Here is an 18,902-nt window from a genome sequence, read left to right as displayed (position 1 = left end):
TCCGGAGGCGGGCGCTTTATTGTGCCGCGGCAATAGGAGAGCTGTTGTATGTATTGATTTACTTTTAGGCATGCTTCATGTCATTTTTGTCATTGCTGTCATTTCTATATATCAAATCTCCAGATGGCGAATAACCTCTAATAAATATAGGAGAATCAAATTTTTCAGTGCTATAGAACACTCGATGACCTTGATAATCAACCGTATTAACCTCGGAGTTGTTAACAGTTATTCGAGCTATATTCTTGTTATAAATTACGCCAAAAAATGCATACTTCTTTTCGCTATTGATATGCTTAGCGCTCCATGTTAATTCCAAATCTGAGTTATTTCCAATTTCCGCAGGAATTTTCAAATCAGCTAATAGTTCGTTCGAATCTAACATAATAAAGTGAATATAATGGCTCGCATCCTTTATTAAATACAGGGAACTACTGCTTTCTGTTTCTAACATTTGCAACGTATCCTCTAGCAGATTGTCTAAGCTAGAGGATACTATTTTGTTAAGAATGCGGTCGCTTTTCTGATCGCTTTTCTGACTATAGATAAAGAATCCAGATACAATTAAAACCAAAACAATGCCGACTAGCAAAAGCTTCTTCTGTTTAAACATATTTCTATCCCCTCTTTCCATTCCAACTCCTCGCAAATAAAATGATGACCACTTTAAGTTACGCCTGCTGCAAATAATGATCGATTTGCTTGTAGGCATGCTGCACATCATTGCTGTGCGCGATGCTAACCAGCTTGGGCTTTAGCTTGCTGACGATTACGGCGCTGGCCACCGCTTGCCGCATATCGGCGGTAAACATTTTCATCGGCTGCTGCAGCTTGCCTTTACTGGATGTAAACAAGTCGCCGCTGATCAGAACGGAATCCGCCTTATGATAATACGCCACATGGCCTGGAGAATGCCCTGGCGTATGATACGGGATCAACGAGTCGATTGGCTGCAGTGTACCGTTCTCGTCTGCTGGCAAAGGCTGCACACTGCCAGGCGGTACGAGCTTCTCGCTTTTCTTTCTGCCTGGAAACGGCTCCTGGCCTTCCATATACTTTAGCTCCAGCTGATGTGCATACACGGGAATATTTCTTTCCGCAACAATTCGCTGCAAGCCGCCAACATGATCGGAATGCCCATGCGTCAACAGCACTGCCTTCACTTTACCGAGCTTTTCGGCCTCGTGCAATATTTGCTTGCCCATAAACGACATACCGGTATCGACGATATAGACACCGTCCTCAACCTGTACGAGCCAAGCGCTCATTTTAAACATAAACCAGCTCTCCAGCTTCGTAATATGCGCAGAAATTTTACGTACCTTCATCCTAATCTCCCCTTTGCTTTGTTGCAAGCTTAAATATCGCGATTCGTCTCCTGCTGTGCGGTTAATTTGATGTACATATCGTCCATCAGCTCGTCAATGATCGTCTGATTTTGCTCATACTTCCCATTTTCCATCAATTGCGTCGTCATTTGCAGCGCATGCAAGGCTGACTGATAAAATGCTATTTTTCGTTTGATCTCATCTATTTTGCTGGAAAAAGCGGTAACAGAGGCGATGTTGCACTCCTCAGAGACTGGTCTTTTTTCCAAGGAAAGCAGCAGCTTAATCTCCTGCAGAGAAAAGCCGGTATGCTTTAATACGAGTATAAATTTTATTGCTCGTTCGCAGTTCTCATCGTAAATGCGGTAGCCATTTTCAGAACGAACTGGCTGCAGCAGCCCTTCTGCTTCATAGAACCTTGCTGTATCAGCTGAAATCCGATATTTTTCTGTAAACTGTTTAATTTTCACCTGATCTCCTCCTCTTTAGCTATAGCGTATCATTGGAGTATACTCCAAGGTCAATCCTCTTTATTCAAAGAGGGCTTATCCGGAAGGTCAGTAAAGACTGACAATCTGAACAAGCCCTCTTCATATTCCAATTTGAAGCGATGAGGTGCCTCTATTCACTTACTAATTAAATGTACAGGCACTAATTCCCGTAAACCTTCCAGCTTTGAATGCCGGTTGATGCAGTTGCTTTTGCAGTAACGCTTAAACGAATGCGATCGGTTGTAACTGGTGCAAATGATGTCGTGTTGTATTGATCAGCGAGCAGGCCGTAGCCTTCCGCATTGCTGACGCTGGTCCATGCCGAGCCATTCCAGTATTGAATCGTATACGAGGCTGGCAAATCAATACCGCCGCCATCGTCAAACCAGTATACATCGACCTTGTCAATCGTATACGGCTGACTCCATGTGTACTGTACCCATTGTGTCGTATTCGGATTATTCCAGTTTCCATACACAGGATGACCGCGGTCGCTCGAGCTTGTTGGCGTGTAGCCGTCATTCAAGCCCGTCAGGCTTTCCCAAGGCGAAACATAGGAGGCTGTAGCGGTCGCTAGCGGTGCAATATCGCTCGCAATATTGGCAAGTCCGGCAATTTCAGATGAAGCAAGCGCCCTGCTATAGATGCGGAAATCGTCAATCGCTCCCTTGAAATATGGATCAGAGGCAAATTGCGATCTTCCAATATAGTTTTGTGTAGTTGCGCCCAGGCTAGAAGGGCTGAGCGTCATGCTCGTATTTCTCGCTACCTCGACTCCATTTACATACATGATGCCGGTCGTGCCTTGCTTCGTTACTGCCACATGCACCCATTTGCCAGTCTCCAGCGGCGTATTGGTGCTGAGCTGCTGTTCACTGCTGTTGCCATTTGTCGAGATGGCAAAGCGCAAACCTGCAGCTCCGCCAGCATCAGCAGTGAGAAACATATAGTGAGTAGAGCCCGAACCAAAATCAAAAATTCGCGCCCAATCCGCATGGCTGTCCACCTTTACCCAGCTCGCAATTGTAAAATGATTAAGCTGGTTAACTACTCCGGCAGGCAGGCTGGCATAGCCGTTCGTACCGTTCAGCTGCAGCGCTTGACCAGCATAGCCTGTTGTCCATGATGCTCCACCGTGCAAAGCAGCATGATTGCCGCTGCCCGAGGAATCAGTTGCAGTCGTGCCGCTCGTATGATTCATTTCCAAATGAATCACCTGTTCAGGAATCGGAACGGATGTGCCCTGCTCCAATTCGAGCTCATAGCTTTGGTTGGCGCCAATATTAACAAGCACCTCTGTCGTTTGGCCGTTAACCGCATTGACGCTGCCTACAGGCTGACCGTCGAGCAATACGTTATAGCTGCCGCTTACCAGCCCGGTAAACATAATTTTAGTTGTATGCGCAGCGCCTGGCGTGGCATTGGACAGCGCTAGCTTGACGTAATTCTTTGCTTTCGCTACCGTTGCCGTCGTATACGTATCGCGCTCCAGCTCGATGCCGAGCTTCTCCGTAATAAGATTCAGCTTTTGGAATACGCCATCCTTCGGCACGATGACGTAGTTGGAGCCGCTCTCTGTTACATCGGCACCGTAGCCGTACAAGCCAAACAACGGATCAACGACGATGTCGGCGCTCAATATTTTAATCGCGCCCCATAAGCCAAGATCAGCCTCGCCTGACATGCCGCGCCAGCCGTTAAACAGCGGACCGCCGCCCAGTCCAAGCGCGCCATGGTTGCCCTTCGTCATCTGATAGGTCCAGGCTACAGCACCGATATTTTCAGGATCTGAGCTGATTTGTCCTGAATTGATCGCCGTTATATTGCCAATTTTGCTGGCATAGGTCAAACGCATTTCCAGCTCGGGATTCGTTGAGTGATGGCGAACCCAGTCATCCATCGCATAGCCCTGCAGCGCAACCGTGTATTGGAAGTTCCACCACGGCTCGCCAGTAATCGTAACCGGAACCGAGTAGAAGTACCACAGCGGCATATGGCCGCGAACAGCTCGCGCCTTCGTGTTGATTTTGCTCATCATTTGCAGGTTGTTGTTCATTTTGGCCAGCGTATAGACGGCTTCCTCGCCAGTATTGTCATAGTTGTATTCCGAGCCGTACGGATATTTGGTATTTTTAAAGTTGTTGTATTTGGTAGTCATCTTGGCGATCATATCGTTCGCTTCAGCAGTATACCCTTCCTCCTGCAGCGCCTTGATTATATCCGGGGTCGTCATTTCGCCCATTAGTCCGGTATTCCAGTTGTAAGCGACAGGCCCTTCATAAAGCGCTTTAAATATGCGGTATGCTCGCAGCAAATAAGTCTCCTTCGGATGAATGTAGTTAACAAGCTGCGGATAAAGATCAGCAATTTTATACATGCTGAAATACGTATTGTATACATGGGGGTACGCATAGCCTCTGTAGGTTGGAGTATCGTTCGGCTCAGGCATCAGGAAGTCATGGATCAAATAATCCTGATGATGGCCGTTCATTAAATTGGTCCAGATCGCGGTTTCCAGGTATTGATCAACCGCAACAATTTCAGCTGCAACCGGGTCTTGCACATTTTTTTCGGCAAGAAACTGCCCATGCGTCAAGCCCCAATCATCGCCCCAGCCCCAGTAGCCCGAGAAGGAGTTGCGCTTCGACTTGGTGGACATCATCCAGTCATCGAATACTTTGTCGCGAATATTTCCTGGCATATGCCATTGCGTTTTTTCTACGATAAATGTTGCATGGCGCTGCAATGCGTCCGCAATCGGCTCAATCGCATAGAATTGCAGCACAGTCTTCTCGCCGTTGCCATATAGCACCGTAATATCGTTTTGTCCCAGGCGGCCAAGCTGCAGCTCATACAAATGATAGCCGCCCGGCTTCGTGCCGAGTGATGTAATCACAGTTTGCGACGGATATTGTGCGTTTACTGAAGTAATTGGCTTCTTCGTGCGCAGAGCGAATTTGGCCTTTTGATCAGTTGGCACGACCATGCTTGGAATGACTGTGACATCAATCAGCCCTTCCTCATAAAGGCGGTCCTTGACAGCCTGCTCATCCTCCTCGGCGAATAGCTTGAAGGCATAGGTTTTGCTTTGCCCTGGCGCCAATATAAGACTCGTATTGTTCAAATAGCCGCGATTCGTGCTTTTAATGACATTGGAATGAATGTAGTAGACGGTTAACCCTTCAGGCCAGCCCCCTTGATCGGCTGCCCATGTTGAGCCGGGATGCTCCTCGATCCGCCAATTGTCCATATATTCAAAGCCGGCTCCTGTTGCTGTATCAGGGACCATAAGCAACGAATGGCCGATGCCGCTAGGACGCTGCACTGTTATATATGAATTGCTGTTGGCTACATTGGAATGTGTAACGACTCGCGTTTCATAGATTTCCTCGTTGCCTCCGTACGACCAGTATTCATTAAATGGCAGCGGCAAGCCAAAATCGCCGATTTCCAGCGATTGATTGCTAGTATTCGTCACCTTGATTTCCCAGCGCAAATGATCCGCTTGCAGCTGGTAGGACTGGTCGACGCGGAAATTGCGAATCCCTTGCGAATTGGAGGAGTTTTGATACGTAATATTCACCGTATTGCCCGATTGGCTTTGCGTGCGCGCACCGGCTGATTTGCTCGTCCACGCCTCTTGCCAAGCGCCATTGTTCAAGCGATAAGTAAACATTAGCTCGCCTACCCATTGGTGCTCGGACGTATTTTGCGGTGGCGCATTGCTGCCGTTCATGACATAATTGGTTGGAAATTGGTCGCCCACAATTTCCAGCTTCGTAATTTCACCGTGATTGCCTGTGCTTAAACGGAAGGTGTCATTGGCAAGATCATACGCCAAGACACTTTGCGGCAGCACGAACCAACATAAAGCGCTTACAAAAATAACCATCATTAACCACATAAATCGTTTAGAGCAATAAATAATGTTCTCACCCATACTTTTTTCTCCTTTCATGACAAAAGCTTTGCAATCAAGCGAGTTAATCTGGATGAATGATTGAGACTGAACCTTTTCCATCACCCCCTTTCAAGGATTAGAGGCTTGTACAGCTATAAACAGCCGCTTTAGATCAATTAATTTAAACGTTTAACAAAGTTGTCGAACTAAACAAGAAAGGTAAATTGAGAGGCGTTAAGCTAGATTTTTTTGAGGTAGTTTTTGATTAGATCAGCTTTAGATCAGTTTCTAGATCAGACTGTAGATCAGGCTTGGCAGCTTATCAACCAGGTTGAATCAGCTGCCAAGCTGCCAATTGCGAGTAAAGAGCTAGCTGCGGGGAGGCGCAACGGAATCTCTGACCAGCAGTTTGCATAGCGGAGAACGGTCGCTCGTCGGCTGCTCGCCCTTAATGAGCTGGCTTAACGCTTCCATCGCATTGTAGCCCATTTCGTGCAGCGGCAGCTCCATCGTCGTCAGCCGCGGGTTGGCGAAGTCGCTAAACTCCCGATTATCAAAGCCTAAAATCGAAAGGTCTTGCGGGATCGAGACTCCCATCTCCAGCGCCGCGCGCATCGCTCCTGCCGCCATTACATCGTTCATAATGAGGATCGCTGTAGGCCGGTCCTCCAATTCCAGCAGCTCTTTCGTCAGCTGATAGCCTGACTGCAAGCCCCAGTCGCCTACCCTAATATATTGAGGATTGAACGGCAGCTCAAACTCTGTAATTGCCTTATAGTAGCCATTAAAGCGATGACGTGAGGGCAAAGAGTCCATTAGCCCGCTAATAATGGCAATTTTTTTATGGCCCATGCTAATCAAATAATGCATCGCATCATATGAAGCCTGTTCATCATTGTATTGAATCGACAGCTCATGCTGCGCATAGCAGTATGTGTACACCATAGGCTTGCCCTTTGCATCAAGCAGCCCTGTCACATCCCTTGGATGCACACCGATATAAATGATCCCTTCCGCCTGCCGCGACAGCAGGTTGGTTGCAGCATTTTCGGCCAGATGGCGGTAGGTTTCCATATCGGAATAGTTATGCCCGATCCGCTTGAACAATCTCATATTGGTAAGAAGAATATGCAAATCATGCTGATCGGCATAGTCATGAATGCCATCGATAATTTCGGGAACATTGAATACTGTCACATCCTCAGCAATGACGCCAATCGTATTCGTTCGTTTAATTTTCAAGCTTTTGGCAATTTCATTGGGCGTGTAATTGAGCTCCTCGATGACCTTCATAACCCGTTCGCGTGTTTGCGGCTTTACATTGCGTGTGCCGTTAATGACGTAAGACACCGTTGCCACGGACACATTAGCCTTTGCTGCTATATCCTTCATCCCTACTCTGCGCACCTTAGCATCCCCTAACTGTATAAACGTTTAGATCCTTTTTCGGTTATAGCACACTGCTGCCGCTTTTACAAGAGACGCTCTCGTACCCAAACCGTCATTTCTCCCATGCCACGGTTTGCCCAAGCATAATATGGAATAAAGGTAGCCTGGCAGCTTGCTTCGCGCCAATTCATGCTGCTGGCATCGCCGTACAATGCCAAAGTATTGCCGTACAAAGCTGCACGATCGTCGCATGGCTCAGCCACCTGCCTGAGCGCCTCGGCCCGGATAACCGTTATACCTCCAAGCAGCTCAGGAACATATGCCGCTTCCAGCCCGCCATTCTCGGGTATTGCCAGCAAATGAAGATGCTCCCCATTATCAGCCTCCTCCAGACAGTAAATGAACGGGCCGCGCTGCAAAGCGATCTTGCCAGCTGTATGCCTGAGCGCCGGATGTCCTTTCATTTTTTTGATCGGCATATCGAATAGAAGTCGTATCTCTGTTGCAGCTGCCCATTGGCGAGTTATTGTCACATAACCGTGCTCTATCCTTTGTTGTTCAAGCTCCAGGGGTACGCCGTCAATTTCAATTTTGACTCCGTCACACCAGTCCGGAATACGCAGCGCAATTGTTTTCGCATGGCTGCAGGTCGCGGCAATGTTAAGCTTTACCTGTCCCTCCCAGGCATAATTGCCGCTCTGTTCAATTTCAAATGAGCCATCCTCCCAGTCTATTTTCGCATGACCGCCAATATAGAGATGAGTATATAGCGTATCCCCCTTCACGGTATAAATGTACTGGCCGAGCGATGCCAGAAGCCGAGCAATATTCGGTGGGCAGCAGGCACAGGAGAACCATTCCTGGCGAATCGGCTTCACATGATCATATATTTGGTTTTTGCCAAACAGGCGCGGATCGACCTCAAGCGGATTGACATAAAAGAAGCTTTTTCCGTCGCGCGCCATGCCGCTGACTACTGTATTGTACAGCGCCCGCTCCATAATGCTGGCATATTCGCTGGAAGGCTCGAGCTGCAGCATGCGATGCGCAAAAAAGATGAGCCCGATTGAGGCGCAAGTTTCAGCATATGCTGTATCGCTTGGCAAATCATAATCGGCGGTAAAGGACTCGCCATACGCCATTGAGCCTATGCCTGCTGTAATGTACATTCGCTTGGTGACAATGCTTTTCCATATGCTGCGGCACGCCTGCAGCAGGCTCGCGTCCCCGGTTTCAGCCGCAACGTCGGCCATGCCGGACAGCATATAAACGAGTCGGACCGCATGACCGACCGCTTCATCCTGCTGCCTTACCGGCCTGTGGGATTGGCTGTACTTCAAATCATGCGCCATATCCAGCTGGAGAAAATGAACCTTGCCATCGCGCAGCTTGAATTCTCGAAAATAAAAGTGCGGCCTGCTGCCTCGCTGATCAAGAAAGTACTGGCTTAGCCGCAAATAGCGTTCAATTCCTGTGGTGCGGTATAACTTGACCAATGCCAGCTCAATTTCCTGATGACCGTCATAGCCGTTCAGCTTGCCAGGCTCGCTGCCAAACACACTGTCGATATAATCGGCAAACCGACATACTACATCAATAATTTTACGCTTGCCCGTTGCCTCGTAATAGGCTACCGCTGCCTCGATCATATGTCCCGCGCAATACAGCTCATGACATTCCGCCAGATTGGTCCAGCGCCCTTCAGGCTCCTTTAGTGTAAAATAAGTATTCAAATATCCGTCAGCATGCTGCGCTTTGGCGATAATATCGATCATCTCATCAGCAGCAGCCTCCAGCTCTCGATCAGGGCCAGTTTGCAGCAAATAAGCTACTGCTTCAAGCCATTTGGCAACATCGCTATCCTGAAAAACCATGCCGCCAAATTCTCCTTGCTCCTCTCCGGCAGCAATTTTAAAATTGCGCACAGCATGGCTTGGCTCAGCTTCTGGCACGCGATCATTAAGCACTTCCCATTGATAGGGCACAACCACCTCTCTCACCAGACGTATGTAATGCGACCAGAAATGATCGCGAATTGCTACATTTTTTAATGGCAAGGTGCGCTCTCTTATTTTACTAATGTTCATTCTCTCTTTTCTCCCTTCTACTCCTTCTCTATATGTGCGACTGACCATTTAATCGTTTAAATTAATCTCTACAGATTTCGCTGCCGGTATTGTGGAATTTGTCAAAAAACAGGCAGGAAACATATGAATCAGAAGCGAGAAAGCTAGTTTATTGTACTGAAAATAGAGGTTTAAGTGCGCTGCTATCGGAAGATTAATTTAAACGTTTAAACACTATATTTATTTTATAGCATAGCTGCCGCTTGATTAGCAAGCGCTTTATTTTGTGCCGATAGCTTTATTTAAATGAATCCTCTATACAGTTTGCCAGCTTAAGCTTACAAACGAGCATAAATGAACATTTAGGCAAACTTACATTCCACTCGCTCATAAATGAACTTTTCTATCTATTAGCACTGCAAGCAAGCTCGCTACCTGATGTTCTGCTATTTATTGCTTGCTTTTACTTGATCTTTACACAGCTTAACAATTTCTTCATACGTCGATAACAACCATTTTACAATTGATGCCTACAATGAAATCGAGCAAAAACGAGCTTGTCTTAACGATAAAACAAGCATAAACAAGCATTTTCTGTTAGAGAGGAAGAAATGAGCCGTGAACAATAAACAGGAAGTCGGCTTCATCATCGACTTGGACGGAACGATTTATGCAGGCAATGAGCTGATCGCTGGGGCACGTGAAACGGTAGAGCTGCTGCAAGCCAAGCAAATTCCGTTTGTCTTTTTAAGCAATCGTGGAAACTATTCGCGTACCATGTGCCAGGCAAAGCTGAAGGCATTGGGCATAGAGGTTTCAATTGATCATATCATTTTAAGCTCAACCGTTACTGCGCGCTTTCTATCAACCTATTACAAGCATCATTTGCTGTGGACTTTGGGAGATCGCGGTCTTGCCGAGGAGCTGCAGGCTCATGGCCTGCAGCTAGCCGAAGAGCCTGAACTGGCAGACTGGCTGGTCATTACGCTGCATGAGCATGTCACCTACCATGATCTGAATCAGGCGTTTCGCGCTGCACGGGCCGGAGCTCGTATTATCGCAACCAACCAGGATCGCAGCTTTCCCGGAGAGGATGGCGATTGCATCGACGTAGCTGGCATGATCGGTGCGATTACTGCCACAACGAATAAAAATGTCGATTTTGTCGCCGGCAAGCCTTCCAGCATGATGGCGGAGGCTGCTCTATTGCAGCTAGGCTTGCCCCCAGAGCAATGCATCGTAATCGGCGACAGCCTCAAATCGGATATTCAGCTTGCGCAAAAAGCGAATATGAAATCCGTGCTTGTGCTGTCAGGCTCAACGATGGAAAAGCAAGTGCAGGCGAGCCCATGGCAGCCAACCTGGATTGCGCCACATGTATGGAGCTTTATTCAAGGATACTACACTACAGGAGTTGGACATATTGACAGAACGTAATGACATAGGCGGCGGTTCAAGCTTGCAGCAATTGCTTGATCAGGCAACCTATCAGCATTTTCAAGAGCAGATGGCGAGCATCTGCATTGAAGCAGGAGCATTGCACCGCATAGCGGATCATGTTGAGCAAAAGGGCTACAGAAGCGTCCAGCTAGTAGTTGACGAGCATACTTATGCTGCGGCTGGCAAGGAACTGGTGCTTATTCTCGGCAAGAAAGGCTTTCAAGCCTTTACAACCTGTGTAACTGCCAACAGCATTGGAGACGTTATCGCCGACGAAGCCGCGATTGTGCAGGTGCTGCTTGATATTCAGCATAACCACGCAGACGTTGTCATAGCGGTTGGCGGCGGCACGCTGCATGATATTGCACGCTATGCGGCCTACACATCCAGGCTGCGCTTTATATCCGTGCCGACAGCCCCTTCAGTTGATGGCTTCAATTCCAAGGGTGCTCCGATTATTATTCGCGGCTATAAGCAAACGATTATTAGCATTGGACCCGAGGCTGTGTTCGCCGATCTCAATGTACTGGTCAAAGCGCCTCAGCCAATGATTGCCGCAGGCTTTGGCGACATTCTCGGCAAATATACATCGCTGTTTGACTGGAAATTTGGCGCTATAACAAGCGGCGAGCCTTATTCTCTCGCCTCAGAGCTTATTACCCGCCATGCGCTGCAGCATAGCGTGAGCTGCGCCGGGCAAATTGCAAAACGCGATGAGGAAGGGATCGCCCTGCTCACCCGCGCTCTAATGGAATCCGGTGTGGCGATGCTGCTGTTCGGCCACTCCCACCCCGCTTCCGGCGCAGAGCATCATTTGTCTCATTATTGGGAGATGGAATATCTCAAGCATGGCGAAAAGCAGCTGCTGCACGGTGCCAAGGTAGGCTGTGCAACGATTGAAATCGCCAAGCTGTACAAGCAGCTTCAAGAACAGGATTGGGGTTTGCAGGCAAAATTGAACTCGAATATCGCAAGCCATTGGGATGAAATTAAGCAGCATATTTCCGCTATTCCTGCTGCGGACGAGCTTAGCGCCCTGCTTGCCCAGGTTGGCGGTCCGACCAGCTATCACCAGCTTGGCATTGCGCAGGAGCTCGTTGCCAGAAGCATGAGCGAGGCGCATCTGGTAAGACCAGAACGCTACACCCTGCTGCACGCCTACAATATGGAGACTGGTCACATGAACAGTCGTTCAGGAGCTTGAAGCAAAAAGTTAAGCTTAGGCTTCCGTTGCGACTTTTTGCTCGCATGGAAGCACAAACGTAAGATTCGCAAAAAGTTAAGCCTACGCTTCCGTCGTACTTTTCATGGATACAGGAAGCTATGACTTGATGCACATGAAAAGTTTTAGGAGGTATAAGGATGTTAGCTGCAGAGAGAAAAAGGTTGATTTTGGAGTATGTGCGCAAGCATAATTCCGCTACGGTTAGCCAGTTGGCTCAGCAATTTCATGTTCATGAGGCTACGATTCGGCGGGATTTGACGGAAATTGAGCAGGAAGGCGTTTTGAAGCGTACGCATGGAGGCGTCGTGATGGAGCAGTGGACTGATGACGAGCCATCATTTGCCGAGCGCTCTCAGCAAAGCACCGATGAGAAAAGCCGCATTGGAAAATTTGCTGCCAGTCTTGTACAGAACGGCGATCATATCATCATCGACTCAGGCACGACGACGCTTCATATCGCCAAGCATTTGGTTCATCACTCGAATCTCACGGTCGTGACCAACGATATCAATGTCGCCAGCGAGTTGAAGGATGCCAAAGGGGTAAAGGTTATTTTGACTGGCGGCGAGCTGTATCCGTCCAGCTATATGCTTAATGGCATGCTGACCGACTACGCCTTGAAATCGTTGCATGTGGTCAAAGCATTTATCGGAACGCCAGCGCTGCATCCTCAGCATGGCTTAATGCATCCGGAGTCGCAGCTCGTTCCTGCCAAGCAAGGCATGATTCGTGCTGCTCGCGAAATCATCGTCGTTACCGACCATCGCAAGCTCGGAAAGCTTTCGCTCCATACGGTTGCTCCTGCATCCGCTATCCACTCGCTTATTACAGGCTCGGAGGCCGATGAAAGCGACATTCAAGCATTCCAGGAAAGCGGCATTCAAGTGCATGTCGTGTAGCTAAAATTTTGAAAGGAAGTGAACGGATGGCCTCGATTCAGCTAAAGCAGATTACGAAAACATTCGATAAGCACGACGTCATCAAGGATCTTAATCTCGATATAGAGGATGGTAAATTTACGGTGCTTGTTGGTCCTTCAGGCTGCGGCAAAACGACATTGCTGCGTATGATCGCTGGTCTTGAGGTGCAAACATCGGGACAAATATATGTCGGCGGCAAGGATGTTTCCAAGGTTGCGCCAGGACAGCGCGGCATCGCCATGGTGTTTCAAAACTATGCCATCTATCCGACGATGTCTGTGCGGGAAAATATTGAATTTGGCCTTAAAAACAATAAGGTGCCAAAGGCAGAGCGCACCGAGCTCGTGGAGGGCATCGCGGAAACGGTTGGCTTGAGCGACTATTTGGATCGCAAGCCATCGACATTGTCTGGCGGACAGCGCCAGCGTGTTGCTTTGGCGCGCGCTATGGTGAAAAAGCCGGCCGTGTTTCTAATGGATGAGCCGCTGTCCAATTTGGATGCCAAGCTTCGCGTACAAATGCGGATTGAGCTGATCGAGCTTCATAAAAAGCTCGGCACTACCTTCGTTTATGTAACGCATGATCAGGTCGAGGCAATGTCGATGGCCGACAAAATCGTGCTGATGAACAAAGGCGAAATCCAGCAGGAAGCTCCGCCAGAGGTGATGTACCATACGCCAAGCAATGCGTTTACCGCGCAATTTATTGGTGTTCCGCCTATGAACATTAGTGCAATGTCAGACGGATTCAGCTTCGGATTTCGCCCGGAAAGCGCCAGCCTGAGCAAGGAAAAGCTTCTGGGAGCTTTTGCCGCACATGGCCGCATTGTAACGCGGGAAATGCTCGGCTCTGAAACGATTTATCAGCTTAAAACCGAGCATGGCAGCTTTATGATCAAAAGCATCGATGACAGCTTCCGCGTCGACGATGAGGTGCATATTGCCGTTAAACAGGACAAGCTGCATTTCTTTGATGCCCGGCAAAAGCGAATCGCACCAAGCGAGCCTGCCTATGAGCAAAGCTTGGACTTGCTGAGAGGTCGCCGCTATGGATAAACATCGGTTTATGAAAGCTGTGCTGCCCTATCTGCTTGTTTTTCCGGCTATGTTCGGTATCGCTGTATTTGTTATCTACCCCGTGCTGTACTTAGGCTATTTAAGCTTTTACAAATACAATTTGATGAACCCGGCCAAAAGTAAATTTGTCGGACTTGAAAATTACGCTGCTATTTTTGCGCGTGATGACTTTTACAAATCGTTATTCAACACTGCTGTTTACACATTTGGCACAGTCGTTCTGACGCTAGCGATTTCTCTGGCGATTGCGGTGTGGCTCAAGCGCTCAACTAAGCTCAATGCCTTTGTGCAGGCCGGCATCTTTACGCCGCATATTGTGTCGATTGTATCGATCTCGCTCGTTTGGCTATGGATGATGGAGCCTAATCTCGGTTTTCTGAACTTTGCTCTGAAAAGCTTGGGCTTGCCGACCTCGCAATGGCTGCAAAGCTCGGATACAGCGCTGCTGTCTGTCATCATCGTATCCGTATGGCAAGGCATTGGCTATTATGTGCTGATCATTGTCGCTGCGCTGCAGGGCATTTCGCCTTCGATTTATGAAGCAGCGTCGCTCGATAACGCCAGCAATTGGAAGGTCTTTTACAAAATTACGCTGCCCATGATTTCACCGCAATTGTTTTTCATACTGATCATTATGACCATTGGCTCGTTCAAAGTGTTTGATACCGTCCGCATGATGACGAACGGCGGTCCCAACAATGCAACAAATACGATCGTCTATTACATCTATCAAAACCGGACAACCAATATCGGCTACGCCTCGGCAACAGGCATGGTGCTAATGGCTATTATCGGCATCTTAACATTTGTCTACTTCCGTATGCTGGCGAAAAAGGTGCACTATCAATAACGTTTCAAGTCTGTACTCAAAAAGTCTGGAGGAGCTTCAATGACTCAAGTTTTTCCGATCGCCCGGCGAGTTTTGGAGTATGTGCTCAAGCTTTGTCTGCTGATGGTGTTTATCTTCCCTTTTCTGTGGATGATCTCTACCTCGCTGCAAACGTTTCGCGAGACATTGGCTTATCCGCCAACGCTTGTGCCAGCGGTTCCGCAGTTTGTCAACTATTTGACTGCGCTGGAGGCAGGACCGTTCGGCACTTACTTCAAAAACTCAATTATTATTACGCTGTCCATTATTGTGATGCAGATGGTCGTGCTCATTCCGGCTGCCTACGGCTTTGCCAAATACTCCTTTAGAGGAAGCGGCTTTCTGTTCAGCCTCGTGCTGCTGGCATTTATGATACCTGGTCAGGTCACCTTTATTCCTGTTTATCTCATGATGGCGGATTGGGGAATTGGCCGCACGCTGCTGCCGCAAATTATTCCGTTTATGACCAATGCATTCGGCATTTTTCTGCTGCGTCAATATTTCAAGCAGGTGCCGGAGGAGCTAATTGAAGCGGCCCGTCTCGACAACGCCAGCGAGCTGAAAATTTTGTGGAAGCTTATGCTCCCTATGTCCAAGCCTGCCCTGGCAACGATTGCTCTGTTCAGCTTCGTCAGTCACTGGAATGATTACTTTTGGCCTTTAGTGATGACGGACTCGGCAGCGGTTCGCCCGTTAACAATCGGAATCGCCATGCTGCGCGAAACAGAAGGAATCAGCAACTGGCATGTCATTATGGCGGGCAACGTCATTCTCGTTTTGCCGATCTTGCTCGTTTACATCTTTTGTTCGAAGCAAATCGTGAAAGCATTTGTTTACTCCGGTATCAAATAGCCTGCGAAAGCTTCTAACATATACAAATGTGGAGGGATTAATCAAATGAAAAAACTGTCAATGGCAATTGTACTCACACTTCTGATCAGCATGCTTGCAGCGTGCAGCAGCAATGGAGGCAGCTCCAACACTGGAACACCGCAAAGCAGCAACAACGGCTCAAGCTCCAGTGCAAGCGGCAACGCAAGCTCCGAAAAAGTAACCATTGATTTCTGGCATTCTATGGGAGGCGCGAACGGCGAACGAATCGACGCGATGGTCAAGCGCTTCAATGAGTCGCACGACAACATCGAAGTAGTTGCAACGTTTCAGGGCGGCTATGACGAAACCGTAACTAAGCTTCAGCAATCGATCGCTTCAGCTACAGGTCCTGATGTATCCATGCTGGAACGCGCTTATGTGCAAATGTTTTCTGATTCCGAGGTTTTGGCTGATCTAAATCCGTTTTTGCAGCAGTCAGGCATGGATGAGTCCTATTTTATCGAAGGACTAATGGGTCACTCCACCTTTAATGATCAGCTTGTGTCTTTGCCGCTTAACCGCTCCACACCAATTATGCATGTTAACAAAACCATTTTGGATGAGCTGGGCATGGACGTGCCGACTACTTGGGAGGAGCTAAAGGCCGTTGCCAATGCAGCAGTTGTTAAGGAAGACAATGAAATTACACGCTACGGCATGTCGATGCCGTATGATACCTGGTATCCGCTGGCGATGATCTCGCAATCAGGCAGCCGTTTCTTTGATGAAGCAGGTACAACAGTTCCATTTGTAACGGACGGAACTGGTGAGGAAGTGTTTGGCTTCTTGAAAGATATGCAAGGCACTGGCGCATTGTTCTATCCGCCATCCGCTGACTCTGGCAATATCGTGAACGGCATGTTTACAGAAGGCAAGCTTGCCATACTATATCAATCTACGGGTACAATTGGCGGCCTTATCCAAAATGTTGATTTTGAATATGTAACAGCATTTTTACCGCAAAATGAAATGTTTGCAACACCAACTGGCGGCGCTAACGTTGTCATGCTTGAAGATTCCGATAGCAAGGATGCTGCATGGGAATTTATGAAATGGATGCTGACTGATGAAAATGGCGCGCTTCCATTCATTGTCGAATCAGGCTATTTGCCGGTTACCCATGCCATGATCGAGTCCGACATGATCAAAGAGCAATGGGAAAAAGAGCCCGTTCGAAAAACAGCATATGAGCAGCTGCAATACGCAGTAGATACGAACAAAGACGTAGCTTGGCCGTCAATTATGCATGAGTTCTTCTCTGCTATTGAAGCGATTATGTACGACAGCGAGGATATTGCAGGGACGTTGCAGGGGTTCCAAAAGGAAGCAGAAAGACTCCTCTCTGAGTAAGGTAGATCAAAAATACGACTTTGATGACGATGTAATTGCGTTGTAGCCTAGTCGGCGGCGAATCTTGAACGCTAGCGAAAACTCCGGTGCTCACGTAGCAAGTGCCTACGCTGCGCTCCTCGTTTTCTACTAGCGTCCAAGCTTCTTGGTCCTGAAAGCCGAATTTTTGTTCTTTCATTGGAAGAGGATGATCAAAAAGTTCGACTTTGATGACGATGTAATTGCGTTGTAGCCTAGTCGGCGGCGAATCTTGAACGCTAGCGAAGGCTTTTGCTTCCGAAGTATGCTTCCTACGGAAACATTTTAGGTGCTCACGTAGCAACGTTCTACACTGCGCTCCTCGTTTTCTACTAGCGTCCAACCTTCTTGGTTCTGCTTTAAAAAAAGCTACAGCGGAGGAGCAAAGCATCCGTAAAACGAAGTGGGTCGCCTTTAACATCGTAATGCTACCTTAAAAAATTTAATAAGAGCATTACGATTTAAAAAGCGACTGGAGGATGCTTTACTCCGGAGCGCTGATTTAAAAAGCGACTGGAGGATGCTTTACTCCGCAGCGCTGATACCGCCGAGACTTGATATGTTCCACTTTTAAGGAGGATTTAAATGCTGATTGAATCAATTACGGATTCTGCACAAATTATTGTATCCGGTCACCGCGGCTATAAGGCGGCTTATCCCGAAAATACGCTGCTGTCCTTTCAGCAGGCTGTAGCCGCTGGCGTGCATATGCTGGAGCTTGATTTGCGCATGAGCAAGGATAAGCAAGTTGTCATTATCCACGACGAAACGGTTGATCGTACGACTAACGGCAGCGGCAAGGTTGGCGAGATGACCTGGGAGCAGCTGCAGGCGCTTGATGCCGGTGGCTGGATGGGGCCAAGCTTTGCCGGACTTAAAATTCCGAGCTTTGAGCAATTTTGTCAGCTAATGCTTGCCTACCCCCACCTATTGCTTAATATCGAGGTTAAGCCAAGCTCTGATGCCGAGGAGGTTGTTGACGCCGCGATTGCCATGCTTAAACAGTTCAGCCTATATGAGCGCTGTGTGTTTACATGCTTCGATGCTGCAATTATTGCTTATTTGCATGACCGCTACGCCGCTAAAACACAAGGCTTTCGCGGCGATAAAATGACTAACTTCGTTGAAGGAGAACAGGGCACCTACTCAAAAATGTGGGCGATTGCGCTGGAAATGTCGCATTTGAACCGCAGCGACGTCAAGCTGTTTAAGCACATGGGTAAGCAGGTTTGGAGCTATTGTCCTGATACCGCGCAGGATGTGCTTTATTCTGTCGGTGCAGGTGCAACGGTTATGACCTGCAACAACCCTATGCCTGCGCTACAATTGAAAAAACTGCTGGAGCAAGCTTAAAGCGAAGGCTAGTGATCAAAGGCTATCTGAAAAGTAAAGGGTTGAAAGGCTGATAAAGGGATCGCTAATCGCTAAGGAAGCTGGATAACGTTATTTATGACCAATGAAGCCTTTCTCATGCTAAGGAATATACAGCGTCGTATTAGGCGGTTTTCCCCGTATTTGAGGCAGATTTCCTTACTTAAGGTTATGCATATTCGTTAGAATTTCCATCACCTTCAAGCTGACCATTTAACGTTATCCAGATTCTTTAACCTTCCCTTTAACTTTGGATAGAGACTTACAGCTCAGTCTCTCCCCTCTATCCCATATTCTTTGTAACTCCATTAAGTAGACCGTGTCCCACCCGTTCCTTCCCTTTCATTTTCCAAATAAAGCCCTCTATTCTTCGTTAAATGGTATCGAAACGATGCAAGTTAACAATACTGTATACCATAAAGATGCGAGCAATGCGAACCAATTGATGGCATAAGGAGCTAGTTTGAAAGAATGCTAAAGTAACTGCTGAGAAAAAAGTGGGCATAACAAAATAAGCCTACTAAAAGTGGCTTTTAAAAAATTTTCGTTATATGGAGGTTCACATTTTAATGGGCATGTGGGGTAT

Annotated in this window: 14 protein-coding genes; 8 read left to right on the top strand and 6 right to left on the bottom strand. The window is 47.8% G+C overall.

Going from position 1 to position 18,902, the window contains the following annotated elements; genetic code table 11:
* Positions 1 to 64 precede the first annotated feature (64 nt).
* From KJS52_RS20400 to KJS52_RS20375, 6 genes are all read right to left on the bottom strand, one after another.
* Positions 65 to 613, bottom strand: a complete 549-nt coding sequence (locus KJS52_RS20400) for a hypothetical protein (RefSeq protein WP_213518950.1) — start codon at positions 611 to 613, stop codon at positions 65 to 67.
* 58 nt (positions 614 to 671) lie between these two features.
* Positions 672 to 1,328: an MBL fold metallo-hydrolase gene (locus KJS52_RS20395; RefSeq protein ID WP_213518948.1), complete on the bottom strand. Its 657-nt coding sequence runs from the start codon at positions 1,326 to 1,328 to the stop codon at positions 672 to 674.
* 29 nt (positions 1,329 to 1,357) lie between these two features.
* Positions 1,358 to 1,798: a MerR family transcriptional regulator gene (locus KJS52_RS20390; RefSeq protein WP_213518946.1), complete on the bottom strand. Its 441-nt coding sequence runs from the start codon at positions 1,796 to 1,798 to the stop codon at positions 1,358 to 1,360.
* A 181-nt stretch (positions 1,799 to 1,979) separates the two neighbouring features.
* On the bottom strand, positions 1,980 to 5,714 hold the full coding sequence (locus KJS52_RS20385; protein ID WP_373871378.1) for a DUF5695 domain-containing protein: 3,735 nt from the start codon (positions 5,712 to 5,714) through the stop codon (positions 1,980 to 1,982).
* Positions 5,715 to 6,089: 375 nt separating this feature from the next.
* A complete protein-coding gene (locus tag KJS52_RS20380) occupies positions 6,090 to 7,127 on the bottom strand; it encodes a LacI family DNA-binding transcriptional regulator (protein ID WP_213518944.1) in 1,038 nt (345 codons plus the stop codon).
* Positions 7,128 to 7,192: 65 nt separating this feature from the next.
* Positions 7,193 to 9,196, bottom strand: a complete 2,004-nt coding sequence (locus tag KJS52_RS20375; protein ID WP_213518942.1) for a glycoside hydrolase family 127 protein — start codon at positions 9,194 to 9,196, stop codon at positions 7,193 to 7,195.
* Between the two features lie 597 nt (positions 9,197 to 9,793).
* On the opposite strand from KJS52_RS20375, the gene KJS52_RS20370 reads away from it, so the two are divergent.
* The 8 genes from KJS52_RS20370 to KJS52_RS20335 all read left to right on the top strand — a co-directional run bounded on the left by KJS52_RS20370 (position 9,794) and on the right by KJS52_RS20335 (position 18,298).
* Complete coding sequence (locus KJS52_RS20370) at positions 9,794 to 10,612, top strand: HAD-IIA family hydrolase (RefSeq protein WP_213518940.1); 819 nt, start codon at positions 9,794 to 9,796, stop codon at positions 10,610 to 10,612.
* Positions 10,599 to 11,819: a sn-glycerol-1-phosphate dehydrogenase gene (locus KJS52_RS20365; protein WP_246563817.1), complete on the top strand. Its 1,221-nt coding sequence runs from the start codon at positions 10,599 to 10,601 to the stop codon at positions 11,817 to 11,819. Before KJS52_RS20370 ends, KJS52_RS20365 begins: the two co-directional genes overlap by 14 nt.
* A gap of 158 nt (positions 11,820 to 11,977) precedes the next feature.
* Positions 11,978 to 12,739, top strand: a complete 762-nt coding sequence (locus KJS52_RS20360; RefSeq protein WP_213518938.1) for a DeoR/GlpR family DNA-binding transcription regulator — start codon at positions 11,978 to 11,980, stop codon at positions 12,737 to 12,739.
* Between the two features lie 26 nt (positions 12,740 to 12,765).
* Positions 12,766 to 13,815, top strand: coding sequence for an ABC transporter ATP-binding protein (locus KJS52_RS20355; protein ID WP_213518936.1), 1,050 nt, complete (start codon positions 12,766 to 12,768; stop codon positions 13,813 to 13,815).
* Positions 13,808 to 14,686 carry a carbohydrate ABC transporter permease gene (locus KJS52_RS20350; protein WP_213518934.1) on the top strand — a complete coding sequence of 293 codons (879 nt, stop codon included), beginning with the start codon at positions 13,808 to 13,810 and terminating at the stop codon, positions 14,684 to 14,686. The genes KJS52_RS20355 and KJS52_RS20350 overlap by 8 nt, the downstream gene beginning before the upstream one ends.
* A gap of 39 nt (positions 14,687 to 14,725) precedes the next feature.
* The gene (locus KJS52_RS20345; protein ID WP_213518932.1) at positions 14,726 to 15,556 is read left to right on the top strand and encodes a carbohydrate ABC transporter permease; all 831 of its coding nucleotides are present in this window, start codon (positions 14,726 to 14,728) and stop codon (positions 15,554 to 15,556) included.
* A gap of 45 nt (positions 15,557 to 15,601) precedes the next feature.
* A complete protein-coding gene (locus KJS52_RS20340; protein WP_213518931.1) occupies positions 15,602 to 16,927 on the top strand; it encodes an ABC transporter substrate-binding protein in 1,326 nt (441 codons plus the stop codon).
* Positions 16,928 to 17,530: 603 nt separating this feature from the next.
* Positions 17,531 to 18,298 (top strand): glycerophosphodiester phosphodiesterase family protein, encoded by a 768-nt coding sequence (locus KJS52_RS20335; protein WP_246563815.1) that lies wholly within the window; start codon positions 17,531 to 17,533, stop codon positions 18,296 to 18,298.
* The last annotated feature ends 604 nt before the right edge of the window (positions 18,299 to 18,902 follow it).

This window comes from Paenibacillus montaniterrae (assembly GCF_018403185.1).
GTDB lineage: Bacteria > Bacillota > Bacilli > Paenibacillales > Paenibacillaceae > Pristimantibacillus > Pristimantibacillus montaniterrae.
This window is presented reverse-complemented; position numbering and strand designations above follow the sequence as displayed.